We start from the raw sequence: 14761 nt of genomic DNA, 5'->3' as shown, positions 1-14761 counted from the left end.
GCCCGCTGCGCAGGGCGGGGGAGGGCACACCCATCCGCTACCGCCTCCCGACGAGCCGGCGGCGCTGTCGCTGCACGAGGCTCGCCTGGAGGTCGACGAGCGGCGTGCCGTCGGGGCCCGACTCGGGTCGGTGCCACGTGCCGTCGGCGTCGAGGTGCCAGGACGCGGTGCGCTCGGACATCGACACGTCGAGCAGGTCGAGCAGCTCGATGACCTGGTCGGGGTCCGTGATGCGCACGAGGGCCTCGACGCGGCGGTCGAGGTTGCGGTGCATGAGGTCGGCCGAGCCGATGAACACCTCGGGCCCGCTGTCGGGCCCCTCCCCGATGGCGGGGCCCGCGGAGTTGGCGAAGGCGTAGATGCGCGAGTGCTCGAGGAAGCGGCCGAGGATCGAGCGCACGCGGATGTTCTCGCTGAGCCCGGGCACGCCCGGGCGGACGGCGCAGATGCCGCGCACGACGAGGTCGATCTTCACGCCCGCCTGCGACGCGCGGTAGAGCGCGTCGAGCGTCGTCTCGTCGACGACGGAGTTGACCTTGATCTTCACCCACGCCTCGTGCCCGGCCTGCGCCGCGGCGGCCTCGCGGTCGATGCGCTCGACGAGCCCCGAGCGGACGGTGCGCGGCGCGACGAGCAGGCGGTGGAACCGCGACTGGGGCGCGTACCCGGAGAGCTGGTTGAACAGGCGCGTGAGGTCCTGGCCGACGTCGGGGTCGCACGTGAGCAGGCCGTGGTCGGTGTACAGGCGCGCGGTCTTGGGGTGGTAGTTGCCCGTGCCGACGTGGCAGTAGCGCCGCAGGCCGTCCGACTCCTGGCGCACGACGAGGGACAGCTTGCAGTGCGTCTTGAGCCCGACGATCCCGTACACGACGTGCACGCCCGCCTGCTCGAGCTTGCGCGCCCAGGAGATGTTGGCCTGCTCGTCGAACCGTGCCTTGATCTCGACGAGCGCGAGCACCTGCTTGCCCGCCTCGGCGGCGTCGATGAGCGCGTCGACGATCGGCGAGTCGCCCGACGTCCGGTACAGGGTCTGCTTGATCGCGAGCACCGCGGGGTCGGCGGCCGCCTGCTCGAGGAACGTCTGGACCGACGTCGAGAACGAGTCGTACGGGTGGTGCAGCAGGACGTCGCGCTCGCGGATCGCGGCGAACACGTCCGTGGGCGACGCGCTCTCGACCTCGGCGAGGAGGCGGTGCGTCGTCGGGACGAACGGCGGGAAGTGCAGGTCCGCGCGGTCGAGGTCGGCGATGAGGTTGAGCCCCGTGAGGTCGAGCGGCTCGGGGATCTCGTAGACCTCCTCCTCGACGACGCCGAGCTCGCGCACGAGCAGCGCGCGGATGCGCGGGCTGATCCCGGGCGTGAGCTCGAGCCGGACGGGCGGGCCGAACCGCCGACGCAGGAGCTCCTTCTCCATGGCCTGGAGCAGGTTCTCGGCGTCGTCCTCCTCGACCTCCACGTCCTCGTTGCGCGTGACGCGGAACAGGTGGTGCTCGCGCACCTCCATGCCGGGGAACAGGTGGTCGAGGTGCTGGGCGATGACCTCCTCGATCGGCACGAACGACGTCGGTCCTCGGTCCGGGGCGGCGGTCTGCGAGGTCGGCGCGCTCGGGCGGCCCCGCGCGTCCACGGCGATGAACCGCGGCAGGAGCGGCGGCACCTTGACGCGCGCGAAGTGCTCCTTGCCCGTGGTCGGGTTCGCCACCACGACGGCGAGGTTGAGCGACAGCCCCGAGATGTAGGGGAAGGGGTGCGCCGGGTCGACGGCGAGCGGCGTGAGCACCGGGAAGATCTGCTTGCGGAAGAACTTGTGCAGGCGCTCCTGCTCGCGCGTCTCGAGCTCGTCCCAGTGGACGAGCGTGATGCCCTCGGCGGCGAGCGCCGGCTGCACGTCGTCGGCGAACACGCGCGCGTGGCGCGCCATGAGGTCGTGCGCGCGCTCGCTGATCGCGTCGAGCACCTGGCGGGGCGAGAGCCCGGACGCGGCGGTGACCGCGATGCCGGTCGCCATGCGGCGCTTGAGGCCGGCGACCCGGACCATGAAGAACTCGTCCAGGTTGGACGCGAAGATCGCGAGGAACCGGACACGCTCGAGGAGCGGCTGGCTCGGGTCCTCCGCGAGCTCGAGCACCCGCTGGTTGAACGCGAGCCAGCTCAGCTCGCGATCGGCGAACCGGTCGTCGGGCAGCGGACCGAGGCCGAGCTCCGCGCCCACCGGCTCGATCTCGGGTTCCTCCGCGATGTGCTCGGCGATGTGCGCCGCGAGGTCCGGGTCGAGCGTGCGCTGCGTGGACGTGTCGGTCATGGGTTCATGGTGGCACCAGTTGGTGAACGGTGCGTGACACGGGTCACCGAGCGCTCGGCCGTGCGTACTGCACGTGCACCGCGCGGCGCGTGAAGCCGGCGCGCTCGTACGTGCGCACGGCGGGCACGTTGTCGCCGTCGACGTACAGCACCGCGGTGGTCGCGCCCCGCTCGGCGAGGTGCGCGAGCCCGACGGCGGTCAGCAGCCGGCCGAGCCCCTCGCCCTGGGCGGTCGGGACCACGCCGACGACGTAGATCTCGCCCTCGCGCGCGTCGTCGGGCTGGCCGGTCGGGATCTTGGTCCACACGAACCCGACGAGCTCCGGCGTCCCGGAACCGGGAGTCGGGGTGCGCTCCAGGAGCAGGAGGCCCGCGGCGTCGAACCAGTCCTCGCGCATGCGCGCGCGCAGGTCGTCGACCGCGAGCCGGCCCTGCTCCGGGTGGTGCGCGAACGCTGCCGCGTTGGCCCCGACCCACGCGTCGTCGTCGTCCCCCGGCACGAACGCGCGCAGCCGCAGGCCCGCGGGGATCTCGGGACGCGGGTGCGCCCCCGTGCCGCCGAGCGGCCGCTCGAGGACGAGCAGCTCGCGCACGACCTCGTACCCGGCCCTCGCGGCGAGGCCGCGGGCCGCGGGGAGATCGCCGTGGGCCCAGACGCGCAGCGGCGGGCGCGGCGTCCGGGCGGGCTCGCCGTCGGTCTCCGCGCCGGGGTGCGGCTGCCCGTCGTGGTCGGGGTCGCTCGGGCGGGGCTCGGCCGCGCGGTCGGCCGCGCTGCCGAGCAGGTGGAACCCGAGCCCGTGCCGCCGGTGCTCGGGGCGGACCACGAGCTCGGCGCTCGGCGCCTCGCCGCGCTTGTCCACCTGGGCGTACCCCGCGAGCTCGCCCGCGCGCCACGTGAGGAGGTGCACGACGTCGTCCGTCGCCGCGCGCAGGTTGAGCAGCGGCTGCTCCGAGAGGGCGGCGACGCCGTCCTCGCGCTCGGCGGCGGCGGCGAGATCGTGGACCTGCGCGATCTCGACGTCGTCGATGAGCGGGCCGGTGTGCCAGAGGATCGCGGTCTCCACCGGTCCATCTTGCCCCCGCAGACCGCTCCCGCCCGTCCGCGAGAACGACACCACCCGCCGTCGAGCACGACATGGGGGTCGTCGACGTGCCCAGAGCGACCCCCATGTCGTGTTCGGCACAGTGTCGGATGCCCCGGGAAGGTTCGGCGGGCCGGGGTCGTTGAGGCGGTCGTGAGCGAGGTGACGGACGCGCGGGAGACGGTGGACGTCGTGGTCGTCGGTGCCGGACAGGCGGGGCTGTCCGCGGCCTACCACCTGCGCCGTGCCGGGCTGGACCCGCTCGTGCTCGACGGCGGTCGCGGCCCCGGCGGGGCGTGGCAGGACCGCTGGGACTCGCTGACGATGGCCGAGACGCACGCCGTGCACGACCTCCCGGGCGTCCCCCTGCCGGCCGGGGACCCCGCGGAGCGCGCCAACGTCGCCGTGCCGCGCTACTACGCCGCGTACGAGCGCGAGAACGGCCTGCGCGTCGTGCGCCCGGTCACGGTCGACGACGTGGCCCAGGACCCCGACGACCCGGCCCTGCTGCGCGTGCGCGCGACGGTCGGCGCCGGGCCGGACGCCCGACGGCTCACCGTGCGCACGCGCACCCTCGTCAACGCGACGGGCACGTGGACCCGGCCGTTCTGGCCCCGCTACCCGGGGATGGAGACGTTCCGCGGCCGCCAGCTCCACACGCACGACTTCCGCGCCGCCGAGGACTTCGCGGGGCAGCACGTCGTCGTCGTGGGCGGCGGGGCGTCCGCGACGCAGCTCCTGCTCCAGATCGCCCCGCACGCGTCCGGCACCACGTGGGTCACGCGCCGCGAGCCCGTCTGGGTCGAGGAGGAGTTCTCGCCCGAGCTCGGGCGCGCCGCGGTCGCGCGGGTCGCCGAGCGGACGTCCGCGGGCCTCCCGCCGGGGAGCGTGGTCTCGGTCACGGGGCTGCCGCTCTCGCCGCGCTACCGCGCCGGGATCGCGAGCGGCGTGCTGCGCCGCCGGCCGATGTTCGAGCGGGTGACGCCGTCGGGCGTCGAGTGGGCCGCGGGGGCGAACGACGACGGCCTGCTCTTCCAGCCTGCCGACGTCGTCCTCTGGGCCACCGGGTTCCGCGCCGCGCTCGACCACCTCGCGCCGCTCGCCCTGCGCGAGCCCGGCGGCGGGATCGTCCTCGACGGCACGACGGCGGCCCGCGACCGGCGGGTCCAGCTCGTCGGGTACGGGCCGAGCGCGTCGACGATCGGCGCGAACCGGGCCGGTCGCGAGGCCGCGCGGGGAGTGCTGCGCGTCCTGCGGGCGAGCCGGGTACCCGGAGACGCGGCAGGATCTCGCCTCGCGGTGGCGGTGTAAGCCCTCGTCAGGACGCCCGCCGCGGCCTACCGTGCACCGGTGAGCACCGAACCGCCCGTCCCCGACCCGTCGTCCGTGCGCCCCGCGTCCGCGCCCGACGACCCCGCCCTCCCGACGCAGCGCCGCACCCTCACGACGCTCGTCGCGACGCAGGTGCTCTCGGGGGTCGGCGTCGCGAGCGGGATCGCGGTCGCCCCGCTCGTCGCGTCCGCGCTCTCGGGGTCCGACGCGATCGCGGGGCTCACCTCGACGTCGGGGGTCGTCGGCGCCGCGCTCGTCGCGCTGCCGCTCGCGCACGTCGCCGGGCAGCGCGGGCGGCGGCCGTCCCTGCTCCTCGGCTTCGGCGTCGCGACCGGCGGCGCGGTCCTCGCGACGGTCGCCGTGCTCGTCGGCGCGTGGCCCCTGCTCGTCGTGGCGATGCTGCTGTTCGGGTCGGGCACGGCCGCCGGGCTCGCGTCCCGGTTCGCCGCGACCGACCTCGCGACGCCCCAGCGGCGGGCGCGCGACCTGTCGGTGGTCGTGTGGGCGACGACGGTCGGTTCCGTCGTCGGGCCCACGCTCGCCGGGCTCGCGGACCGCGTCGCCGGCCCCGGCCTGCGCCTCGGCGACGCGCACGCGCAGCAGGGCTCGACCGCGCCGAGCGCGGCGCCGTTCCTCCTCGCGGCGGTCGCGTTCGCGCTGGCGGCGGCCGTCGTCGCGGTGTGGCTGCGGCCGGACCCGCTGCTCGCGTCGCGCACGACGACCGATGAGGGGGGCACCGTGCCGGGTTCCGGACCGGGCGACGGCAAGGGGTCGTCGTGGCGCGACGGGCTGCGCGCGGGGTGGGCCGTCGTGTCTGCCAGCCCGACGGCGCGACTCGCCCTCGGCGCGATCGTCCTCAGCCACCTCGTCATGGTCGGGCTCATGTCCATGACCCCCGTCCACATGAACCACGGCGGCGCGACGCTCCAGGTCGTCGGCCTCGTCATCAGCGCGCACATCGCGGGCATGTACGCGCTCAGCCCGGTGGTGGGCTGGCTCGCGGACCGGGTCGGGCACGCGCGCGTGCTCTACGTCGGGGGTGCGCTGCTCCTCGCGGCGGCCGTCGTGGTGGCGGGTGCGCCGGGCGAGGACTCCGCGCGGCTGACGGTCGGCCTCGTGCTGCTCGGGCTCGGGTGGTCGTGCGGGCTCGTCGCCGGGTCGGCGCTGCTCGTCGACGCCACGCCCGGTCCGTCACGCACGTCCGTCCAGGGCCTCTCCGACCTCGCGATGAACTCGGGCGGCGCGGTCGGCGGCATCCTCGCCGGGGCGATCATCGGCTTCTCGTCGTACGGCGCGCTCGCGTGGGGCGCGGCGGCCCTCGTCGTCGTGTGCGCGGTGGTGGCGGCGCCGCTGGCGCGGCGGGCCACGCTGCGCTGAGGTCGGTCCCGCCCAGGTCGGCACTCCCGGCCGAGATCGGTCGTCGTGGCTGCCGATCTCGGCTGTGAGTGCCGACCTCGCGTGGTGCCCTGTCAGCGGCGGACCGCGGCTGCCTGCGCCGGGGTGAGGAAGAGCGCACGCGAGAGGTCCGCACCGCGCGCGTCGGCACCGCGCAGGTCCGCACCGAGGAGGTCGACGGCGTCGAGCCGGGCGCCGCGCAGGTCGGCGCCGAGCAGCAGCGCGCCCCGGAGGTCGGACCCGGTGAGGTCGAGCCCGCGCAGGTCGGCACCGACGAGGTCCGCGCCGGGTCGCAGGCGGCGCCGCACACCGCCGTCCGGCACCCGGTGCTCGACGGCGTGCCCCGGCTTCCGCCGGTCGTGGCCCGCGGCGGGTCCTCGGCCGCCTGCGGACCGCGGTCCGGCGTCCGCCGCTCCCCGACGGGGAAGCCGGCGCGTCGCGGCGCGCCGGGCGGAGTCGCGCACGAGCACGCTCGCGCGGTCGACGAGCGGCCCGACGTCGCGGCGGACGGCGCCGACGTCGAGCGCGAGCAGGGCGGCCGGGGCGAGGTCCGCAAGGGGTGCGGTCCGGTCGAGGGCCTGCCGGGCGTCGTCGTGCACGGGCGCCGCCGCGGGCAGCGCGAGCACCTCGGTGAGGTACCAGAGCAGCTCGTGGAGCTGGGTGACGACGGGGAGCGCGGCGAACGCGTCGCGCGCTGCGGCCGGGTCGTCGCGCCACGTGGCGCCGCCGTGCGCGGACCGGACGGCCGCCGTCACGCGCTGGCCCGCACCCAGACAGTCGTAGGCGACGCAGCCCGGGAACCCGGACTCGCGCAGCTGCGCGTGGATGCCGCAGCCGAAGTCGGAGCGCAGGTTCGGGCACGGGGTGCCCGCGGGCTTGTCGATCGCGAAGTCGGCGGAGCGCACGAGGTGCAGCCCCACGCAGCACAGGCCGGTGCAGCGCGCGCAGTCGCTGCGCAGGTCGAGCTGCTCGACGAGGAGGGCGCGACCGTCGGCCGCGGGAACGGGTGGCACGTCTCGACGCTACGCCGTCCGCGGGACGCCCGGCACGGACATATCGACCGCGCGGCGCGGGACGGCGACCGGACCCGGGCGGTCCGGTCGCCGGTCCCGCGTCCGGCGTGCGGGCTCAGGGAGCGGTGCAGCCCGCCGTGGTGGCGGTGGTCGGGGCGGCGCCCGTCGCGATGAACCCGACGGTCGCCGTGCCGCCCGCGGCGAGGGCGCCGTTCCACGCAGCGTTCGTCACCTGCACGCCCGAGGCGGTCGTGCCGTGCACGCCGCCCCAGAGCTGCGCGACGGCTGTGCCCGACGGCAGCGCGAACGTCGCCGTCCAGCCCGTGACCGCGGCGTCCCCCGCCGTGACGACGAGCTCGCCCTGCCACCCGCCGGGCCAGGCGTTCGCGACCCGGACGGTCGCGGAGCACGCCGCGTCGTCCGGCGGGTCGGTCGGGTCGGGCGGGTCGGTGGGGTCCGGCGGGTCCACCGGTCCGTCGCCGCCGAACCATGACGCCTCGACCGCGGTCTCGCGCAGACCGTCCGGCCCGTCGATCAGGCGCGTGCCCCACGCGCTCGGGCGCGCGGGGTCGAAGCCCTGGACCAGGTCGAGGTACTCGACTCCGCCACCGTTGCCGCTCCACGACCAGCCGAGCCAACCGATCCCGAGGCGCCGCGACTCGGCGAGGATCGCGTCCTCGTCGACGTCGCCGTCCGAGTGCGTGTTCCCGAACTCCCCGACGATCAGCGGCAGGCCCTCGGCGACGAAGTGCTCGAGGTAGCCCGTGACCGTCGCCGCCTGCGCGTACACGCCGTACATGTGGACGGAGAAGATCGTGTTGGCGTCCGGGTCGGCGGCGAAGACCTGCCCGGCCTGGTCGTACTGCGTCCGCTTCCAGTCCTGGCCCCAGTTCGGGGCGTCGACGACGACCGCGTGCTCGTACCCGATCGTGCGCAGGCGCTGGATCGCCGCCGACGTGTCCGCGGCCCACGTCGCGTTGGTGGTCTCGTCGTTGCCGTACGGCTCGTTGCCGATGTTGACGAGGACGAAGTCCTCGGTGCCCGCGAGCGTCGGGTACAGGTCCTCCCAGTAGTCGACGGCCCGGTCCAGCGACACCGCTCCCGGCGCGTGCTGCGGCTCGCCGTACCCCGTCGTGTCGTGCACCTCGAGGACGCACACGAGGCGGTTCTCCTCGCACAGGTCGACGACCGCCGCGACGTCCTCGGGGGAGTTCCGCGTCCATCGGTCGCCGCTCGAGAGCACGACACGCACGGAGTTCGCGCCCGCGGCCTTGATGTCGGCGAAGGAGCCCGTCTCGTGGGCGTACCAGGTGTGCGCGTGGTTGACGCCGCGCAGCACGAGGTCCGTGCCGTCGGCCTCGACGACCCGGCCGTCCGCGACGTGGATGCCCGGCGGCGCGTCCGCCTCGGCGGCGGTCGCGGACCGTGCGGCGGCGGTCGCGACCGCGCCGCACGTGGCGAGGACCGCGGCGGTCGCGAGCGCCGCGACGAACGGGGCGGACCGTCCGGTCCCGGGCGGGCGGGCGGCGTCGGCGTCGGGTACAGGGGCGGTGCGGCTCATCGGACGACCTCGTCTCTGTCGGCTGCGCACGCCCGGGTCGGCGTGCCCCGACATCGTGCGGGCGCGGGACCGCCGTCGGGCAGGGACTGAACCGCTTAGGCGACGACGCCCGCCGCCGAGCCCGAGCCTGTCCGCGCACGAGAACGGGGTCGGTGCCGTCCTCGCGCGGAGGACGACACCGACCCCGTGGTCGGCGGTGGGCCGGTCAGTCGTCGGTGGACGACGGCTTCTGGAGGCCGACCGAGATGAGGTCCATCACCGACGAGTCGGCGAGGGTCGTCGCGTCGCCGACGGTGCGGTTCTCCGCGACGTCGCGCAGCAGGCGGCGCATGATCTTGCCGGACCGGGTCTTGGGCAGCTCCGGCACGACGAGGATGCGCTTGGGCTTGGCGATCGGGCCGATCTCCTTCGCCACGTGGTTGCGCAGCTCGGTCTGCACGGCGGCGGCGCCGTCGGCGTCCGCGGCCCTGGCCGCGTGCTCGCCGCGCAGGATGACGAACGCGACGACGGCCTGGCCCGTGAGGTCGTCGCTCGCGCCGACGACCGCGGCCTCCGCGACGATCTCGTGGGAGACGAGCGCCGACTCGATCTCCGTGGTGGAGAGGCGGTGGCCCGAGACGTTCATGACGTCGTCGACGCGCCCGAGGAGCCAGATGTCACCGTCCTCGTCCTTCTTGGCGCCGTCGCCCGCGAAGTAGATGCCCGGGAAGCGCGACCAGTACGTGTCCTTGAAGCGCTCGAGGTCGCCCCAGATGCCGCGCAGCATGGACGGCCACGGCTCGGACAGCACGAGGTACCCGCCGCCGCCGTTCGGCACGGAGTGCGCCTCGTCGTCGACGACGTCCGCGACGATGCCCGGGAGCGGAACCTGGGCGGAGCCCGGCTTGGCGGCGGTGACGCCCGGCAGCGGCGAGATCATGATCGCGCCCGTCTCCGTCTGCCACCACGTGTCGACGATCGGCGTGCGGTCGCCGCCGATGACGCGGCGGTACCACATCCAGGCCTCGGGGTTGATGGGCTCGCCCACCGACCCGAGCACGCGCAGCGACGACAGGTCGAACTTCGCCGGGATCTCCTCGCCCCACTTCATGCACGCGCGGATCGCGGTCGGCGCGGTGTAGAGGATCGAGACTGCGTACTTCTGGACGATCTCCCACCAGCGGCCCTGGTGCGGGGAGTCCGGGGTGCCCTCGTAGATCACCTGCGTCGCGCCGTTGAGCAGCGGGCCGTAGACGACGTACGAGTGGCCTGTGACCCAGCCGATGTCGGCGGTGCACCAGTAGACGTCCGTCTCGGCCTTGAGGTCGAAGACGTTGCGGTGGGTGTACGCGGCCTGGGTGAGGTACCCGCCGGTCGTGTGGAGGATGCCCTTCGGCTTCCCGGTCGTCCCGGACGTGTAGAGGATGAACAGCGGGTGCTCGGCCTCGACCCACACGGGCGTGTGCGTCGTGTCGGCCGACTCGAGCGCGTCGTGCCACCACACGTCGCGGCCGTCCGTCCAGGCCGTGTCCTGGCCCGTGCGGCGCACGACGAGCACGTGCTCGACCGTCGTCGGGTCCGCGCCCTCCTTGGGCGCGAGCGCCTCGTCGACCGCCGGCTTGAGCGCCGATGCCGCGCCGCGGCGGTACCCGCCGTCGGCCGTGATGACGAGCTTCGCCTCGGCGTCAGCGATGCGGCTGCGCAGCGCGTCGGCCGAGAACCCGCCGAAGACGACCGAGTGCGGGGCGCCGATGCGCGCGCACGCGAGCATCGCCACGACGGCCTCGACGACCATCGGCAGGTAGATGACGACGCGGTCGCCCGTCTCCACACCGAGCGCCGCGAGCGCGTTGGCAGCACGCGACACGTCGCGCTGGAGCTCCGCGTACGTCACCGTGCGCGTGTCGCCCGGCTCGCCCTCGAAGTGGATCGCGACCCGGTCGCCCAGGCCCGCCTCGACGTGACGGTCCACCGCGTTGTACGCGGCGTTGAGCGTGCCGTCGGCGAACCACCGCGCGACGGGAGCCTGCGACCAGTCGAGCGTCTCGGTGAAGGGCGTGCGCCACGTGACGAGGTCGTTCGCCTGCCGCGCCCAGAACGCGAGCCTGTCGGCCCGCGCCTCCTCGTAGAGCTCCGGCGTCGCGTTCGCCTGCGCGGCGAGCTCCGGGCTCGGCGGGAAGCTCCGGGTCTCGTGGAGGAGGTTCTCCAACCCGGGCTGGGCAGTGGTGGACTCGTTCTCTGGCACGCTGACCTCCGGTGCGCATCGACTCTGGTGCGGCGCCCGCGCGTGGGCCACCGGGGAGCGGCGGCGGGCGCAGGGCGGTCGGACGCCCACCGCGGCGGGCCCCGACCTTCGGGAGTCTAGACCCGTCGTCGTGAGCGCGGTCACAAGGGTCCACCATTCGGCGGGATCGCTCGCAAACTGCCCGGGCTGCGACCCGCGCCGGTCGCGCGGTCCCCGGAACCGGCCCCCGTCAGCGCGCCCGGCGCTGGCGCACGGCCTCGTACAGGACGACCGTGGTGGCGCTCGCGGCGTTGAGCGAGCTCGCCGTGCCGAGCATGGGGATGCTCACCATGACGTCGCACGCGTCGCGCCATCCCGCGCTGAGACCGGTCGTCTCGTTGCCGGTGAGGACGAGCGTCGGGCCGGTCAGGTCGTGCTCGGCGAGCTCGACGTCGCCGTGCTCGTCGGTCCCGAGCAGCGTCAGCGGGACCCCGGCGGAGCGCTGCGTGGAGACCCAGTCGAGGACGTCGCGCCCTGCGGGCACGCGGACGGTCGGCACGGAGAAGATCGAGCCGGTGCTGGCGCGGACGGCGCGCGGGTCGTACGGGTCCGCGGCGTGCCCCGCGACGATCAGCCCGCCGCCCCCGAACGCGTCGAGCGACCGCGCGACGGTCCCGACGTTCCCGGGGCTCGTGGGTCGGTCGAGCACGACGCCGAGGAACGCGGTGTCCCCCCTCGGGCCGCGGCCGCCCGCGGCGATCCGCCCCAGGTCGTCGGGCGGCGTCGCGACGATCGCGAGCAGCTCGGGCGCGTCGTCCTCCTTGCCGCCGAGCTCGCGCATCAGCTCCGACGACACGGCGAACCGCTGGGTGCGCACCCGGTCGAGCATCGCGTGCGCCCAGCTCGACAGCGACCGGTCCGCGTCGACGAGCCACGTCCGCACGGTCCAGCCCGACTCGACGGCGAGCGTGATCGGGCGCACCCCCTGGACGACCATCTCGCCCGCGCGGTGCCGCTTGGTGCGGTTGGTGAGCAGCGACTCCCACTGCTGGAACGCGGCGTTGCGGGTGGTGACGCGCTGCACGGTCAGGCCTCCGGGGTGGTGGTCGAGGTCGGCGAGCCCGACGTGGGTGCCGTCGCGGGCGCGACGCGCGGGAGCCCGCCGGTGAGCGCGGCGGGCTCGGCCTCGTCGGCGGCGCGCGCGGCCCGCTCGACGGCGGCGGCGACGAGCGTCGTCACCTCGGGGTTGAACACGCTCGGGATGATGTAGGTGGGGTTGAGCTGGTCCTCGTGGATCGCGGACGCGAGGGCGCGGGCCGCGGCGAGCAGCATCCCGTCGGTGATGCGGTGCGACTGCGCGTCGAGGAGTCCGCGGAACACTCCGGGGAACGCGAGGACGTTGTTGATCTGGTTCGCGAAGTCGGAGCGCCCGGTGCCGACGATCGCCGCGTGCCGTGCCGCCTCGACCGGGTCGACCTCGGGGCGCGGGTTCGCCATCGCGAAGACGATCGCGCCGGGCGCCATGCGCGCGACGTCGTCGCCCGTGAGGACGTCGGGCGCGGACACGCCGATGAAGACGTCCGCGTCCACGACGGCCTCGCGCAGCGTCCCGGTGACGTGCCGCGGGTTGGTGCTGGCCGCCGTCCAGGCGAGCGCGGGGGACAGCCCCGGACGGTCGGGGTGGACGACGCCCTCGATGTCCGCGACGACGACGTCGTGCGCGCCCGCAGCGAGCAGGAGCTTGAGCACCGCCGTCCCGGCGGCACCCGCACCCGACAGCACGATGCGCACGTCCGGCAGGTCCTTGCCCACGACCTTCAGCGCGTTCGTCAGCGCCGCGAGCGCGACGATCGCCGTGCCGTGCTGGTCGTCGTGGAACACGGGGATGTCGAGCTCGGCACGCAGGCGTGCCTCGATCTCGAAGCAGCGCGGCGCCGAGATGTCCTCGAGGTTGATGCCCGCGAACACGGGCGCGATGGCCTTGACGGTGCGCACGATCTCGTCGACGTCGGTCGTGTCGAGCGCGATGGGGAACGCGTCGATGTCCGCGAACCGCTTGAACAGCGCGGCCTTGCCCTCCATGACGGGCAGCGAGGCGAGCGGGCCGATGTCGCCCAGCCCGAGCACGGCCGAGCCGTCGGTGACCACCGCGATGGTGTTGCGCTTGATCGTGAGGCGGCGCGCGTCGTCGGGCTTGGCCGCGATGGCCTCGCACACGCGCGCGACGCCGGGCGTGTAGATCATCGACAGGTCGTCGCGGTTGCGGATCGGCACCTTGGGCTCGATCTGCAGCTTGCCGCCCAGGTGCAGCAGGAACGTGCGGTCGGAGACGCGGTCGACCACGACGCCCGGCAGCGCGCGCAGCGCCTCGACGATCTGCCCGGCGTGCTCCTCGCCGCGCGTCGCGACCGTGACGTCGACCGTGATGCGCTCGTGGCCCGACGCCGTGACGTCGAGCGCGGACACGATCCCGCCCGTGTGCTCGATCGCCGTCGTCAGCTCGCTCACGGCGGTGGGGCGCGCCTCGACCTGGAGGCGGACGGTGATGGAGGAGGAGACACTCGGCGCTGACGTCATGGTCTCCAGTATCGCGCGGCGACCACGCGCCCGGCACGACGACGGCGCCCCCTCAGGAGCGCCGTCCCGCCAGCATCGCGGCGGCTATCAGGCGTGCAACCGTGTCCGCTGCAACGGCGCGAGGTGGCCGTCGTGGCCGGGTCTCGTCCGGTCAGCGAGTCCCTACGTGGACTTCCTGCGCGTGGGTACCGCCGAGATGCTGTTGTCCCTCCATCACAGCCCGGACGGTCGGCGGGCGCAACCGCTCCTCGGGTACTTCCACACCGTGTTCTACAGCGTTCGAACGCCCGCGGTGCGGTTGGTCCGGGAGGTCCGGATCGGCCCCTTCCGCGGGCGGTGGGAGGCGGCTCGCGACCCCGGCCCGCGCGTCGTTCAGCCGCGGCCTCGACGGCGCAGCGCGCGCCAGACGACCCACGCCGCGACGCCGAGCGCGACGACCCCCGCCGCGGCGAGGGCCGGCGTCGACCCGGCGAGGTGCGACCGCAGGGCGACGGGCTTCGAGAAGGTCAGGGCGCCCCAGCCGTGCTCCGCGGCGAGCCGGCGCAGCGTCCGGTCGGGGTTGACGACGAACGCGTGCCCGACGGCGCCCAGCATGGGGGCGTCGGTCACGGAGTCGGAGTAGGCGTAGCTCGCGTCCAGGTCGTACCCCTCGCGCTCGGCGAGCTCGCGGAGCGCGAGGGCCTTGTTCTCGCCGTACGCGTAGAAGTCGATCGCGCCCGTGTACCGGCCGTCCTCGACGGCCATGCGCGACGAGATCGCGTGGTCGGCGCCCAGCACCGCCGCGATGGGCTCGACGACCTCGCTCCCCGACGCCGACACGATGACGACGTCGTGCCCGTGCTCGTGGTGGGACTCGATGAGCTCGACCGCCTCCGCGTAGACGACGGGGTCGATGTGCTCGTGCAGCGTCTCCTCCACGATGCGCGACACCGTGGCCACGTCCCAGCCGGTCACGAGGTTCGACAGGTGCGCGCGCATGCGCTCGGTCTGGTCCGCGTCGGCCCCGCCCACCATGAACAGGAAGTGCGCGTACGCGCTGCGCAGCACGTCCCCGCGGTTGATGAGCCCGCCGGCGAAGAACGGCCGGGAGAACGCCGCGGCCGACGACGTCGCGATGATCGTCTTGTCCAGGTCGAAGAACGCGGCGACCCTGCCGGTGCGCGGCGGGTCCGTCGGGTCCGGGAGCGGGGTCACGGTCGCGAGCCTAGCCGCGGAACGAGGCCGTCCACAGGAGCGCTCGCCGGGGGCCCCTTCCACAGGTCGCGCGGCCTGCCCGACGACGCCCCGCCGGTCAGGG

General features: G+C 74.8%; 10 protein-coding genes. 2 read left to right on the top strand and 8 right to left on the bottom strand.

The features are described from left to right. Positions 1 to 37: 37 nt before the first annotated feature. Both CCE02nite_RS09930 and mshD read right to left on the bottom strand, forming a co-directional pair. Positions 38 to 2302 carry an RNA degradosome polyphosphate kinase gene (locus CCE02nite_RS09930; protein ID WP_141389474.1) on the bottom strand — a complete coding sequence of 755 codons (2265 nt, stop codon included), beginning with the start codon at positions 2300 to 2302 and terminating at the stop codon, positions 38 to 40. A 43-nt stretch (positions 2303 to 2345) separates the two neighbouring features. Then, the gene (gene mshD / locus CCE02nite_RS09925; protein WP_255318778.1) at positions 2346 to 3365 is read right to left on the bottom strand and encodes a mycothiol synthase; all 1020 of its coding nucleotides are present in this window, start codon (positions 3363 to 3365) and stop codon (positions 2346 to 2348) included. Between the two features lie 171 nt (positions 3366 to 3536). On the opposite strand from mshD, the gene CCE02nite_RS09920 reads away from it, so the two are divergent. Both CCE02nite_RS09920 and CCE02nite_RS09915 read left to right on the top strand, forming a co-directional pair. Continuing rightward, on the top strand, positions 3537 to 4694 hold the full coding sequence (locus CCE02nite_RS09920; RefSeq protein ID WP_255318777.1) for an FAD-dependent oxidoreductase: 1158 nt from the start codon (positions 3537 to 3539) through the stop codon (positions 4692 to 4694). A gap of 39 nt (positions 4695 to 4733) precedes the next feature. Continuing rightward, positions 4734 to 6092 carry an MFS transporter gene (locus CCE02nite_RS09915; RefSeq protein WP_141389473.1) on the top strand — a complete coding sequence of 453 codons (1359 nt, stop codon included), beginning with the start codon at positions 4734 to 4736 and terminating at the stop codon, positions 6090 to 6092. Between the two features lie 92 nt (positions 6093 to 6184). Here the strand turns inward: CCE02nite_RS09915 and CCE02nite_RS09910 are convergent, their stop codons facing one another. The 6 genes from CCE02nite_RS09910 to CCE02nite_RS09885 form a co-directional block, all read right to left on the bottom strand. Then, positions 6185 to 7123, bottom strand: coding sequence for a pentapeptide repeat-containing protein (locus CCE02nite_RS09910; RefSeq protein WP_170227274.1), 939 nt, complete (start codon positions 7121 to 7123; stop codon positions 6185 to 6187). A gap of 115 nt (positions 7124 to 7238) precedes the next feature. Continuing rightward, positions 7239 to 8684: a cellulase family glycosylhydrolase gene (locus CCE02nite_RS09905; RefSeq protein ID WP_141389472.1), complete on the bottom strand. Its 1446-nt coding sequence runs from the start codon at positions 8682 to 8684 to the stop codon at positions 7239 to 7241. Positions 8685 to 8889: 205 nt separating this feature from the next. Beyond that, positions 8890 to 10908: an acetate--CoA ligase gene (acs, locus tag CCE02nite_RS09900; RefSeq protein ID WP_141389471.1), complete on the bottom strand. Its 2019-nt coding sequence runs from the start codon at positions 10906 to 10908 to the stop codon at positions 8890 to 8892. A gap of 229 nt (positions 10909 to 11137) precedes the next feature. Further along, positions 11138 to 11971 carry an RNA methyltransferase gene (locus CCE02nite_RS09895; protein ID WP_308463692.1) on the bottom strand — a complete coding sequence of 278 codons (834 nt, stop codon included), beginning with the start codon at positions 11969 to 11971 and terminating at the stop codon, positions 11138 to 11140. A 2-nt stretch (positions 11972 to 11973) separates the two neighbouring features. Next, on the bottom strand, positions 11974 to 13464 hold the full coding sequence (locus CCE02nite_RS09890; protein WP_141389470.1) for an NAD-dependent malic enzyme: 1491 nt from the start codon (positions 13462 to 13464) through the stop codon (positions 11974 to 11976). A gap of 372 nt (positions 13465 to 13836) precedes the next feature. Then, positions 13837 to 14658, bottom strand: coding sequence for an HAD family hydrolase (locus tag CCE02nite_RS09885; RefSeq protein WP_141389469.1), 822 nt, complete (start codon positions 14656 to 14658; stop codon positions 13837 to 13839). Between the last annotated feature and the right edge of the window lie 103 nt (positions 14659 to 14761).

This window comes from Cellulosimicrobium cellulans (genome assembly GCF_006539945.1).
GTDB classification, from domain to species: domain Bacteria; phylum Actinomycetota; class Actinomycetes; order Actinomycetales; family Cellulomonadaceae; genus Cellulosimicrobium; species Cellulosimicrobium cellulans.
The sequence above is the reverse complement of the archived record's forward strand: the minus strand, read 5'-3'. Positions and strand labels throughout refer to the sequence as shown.

Bases quoted from the DNA above. Each gene is read 5' to 3' on its own strand.
- CCE02nite_RS09930 (WP_141389474.1), bottom strand. From the start codon at position 2,302: ATGACCGACACGTCCACGCAGCGCACGCTCGACCCGGACCTCGCGGCG.
- CCE02nite_RS09905 (WP_141389472.1), bottom strand. From the start codon at position 8,684: ATGAGCCGCACCGCCCCTGTACCCGACGCCGACGCCGCCCGCCCGCCC.
- CCE02nite_RS09890 (WP_141389470.1), bottom strand. From the start codon at position 13,464: ATGACGTCAGCGCCGAGTGTCTCCTCCTCCATCACCGTCCGCCTCCAG.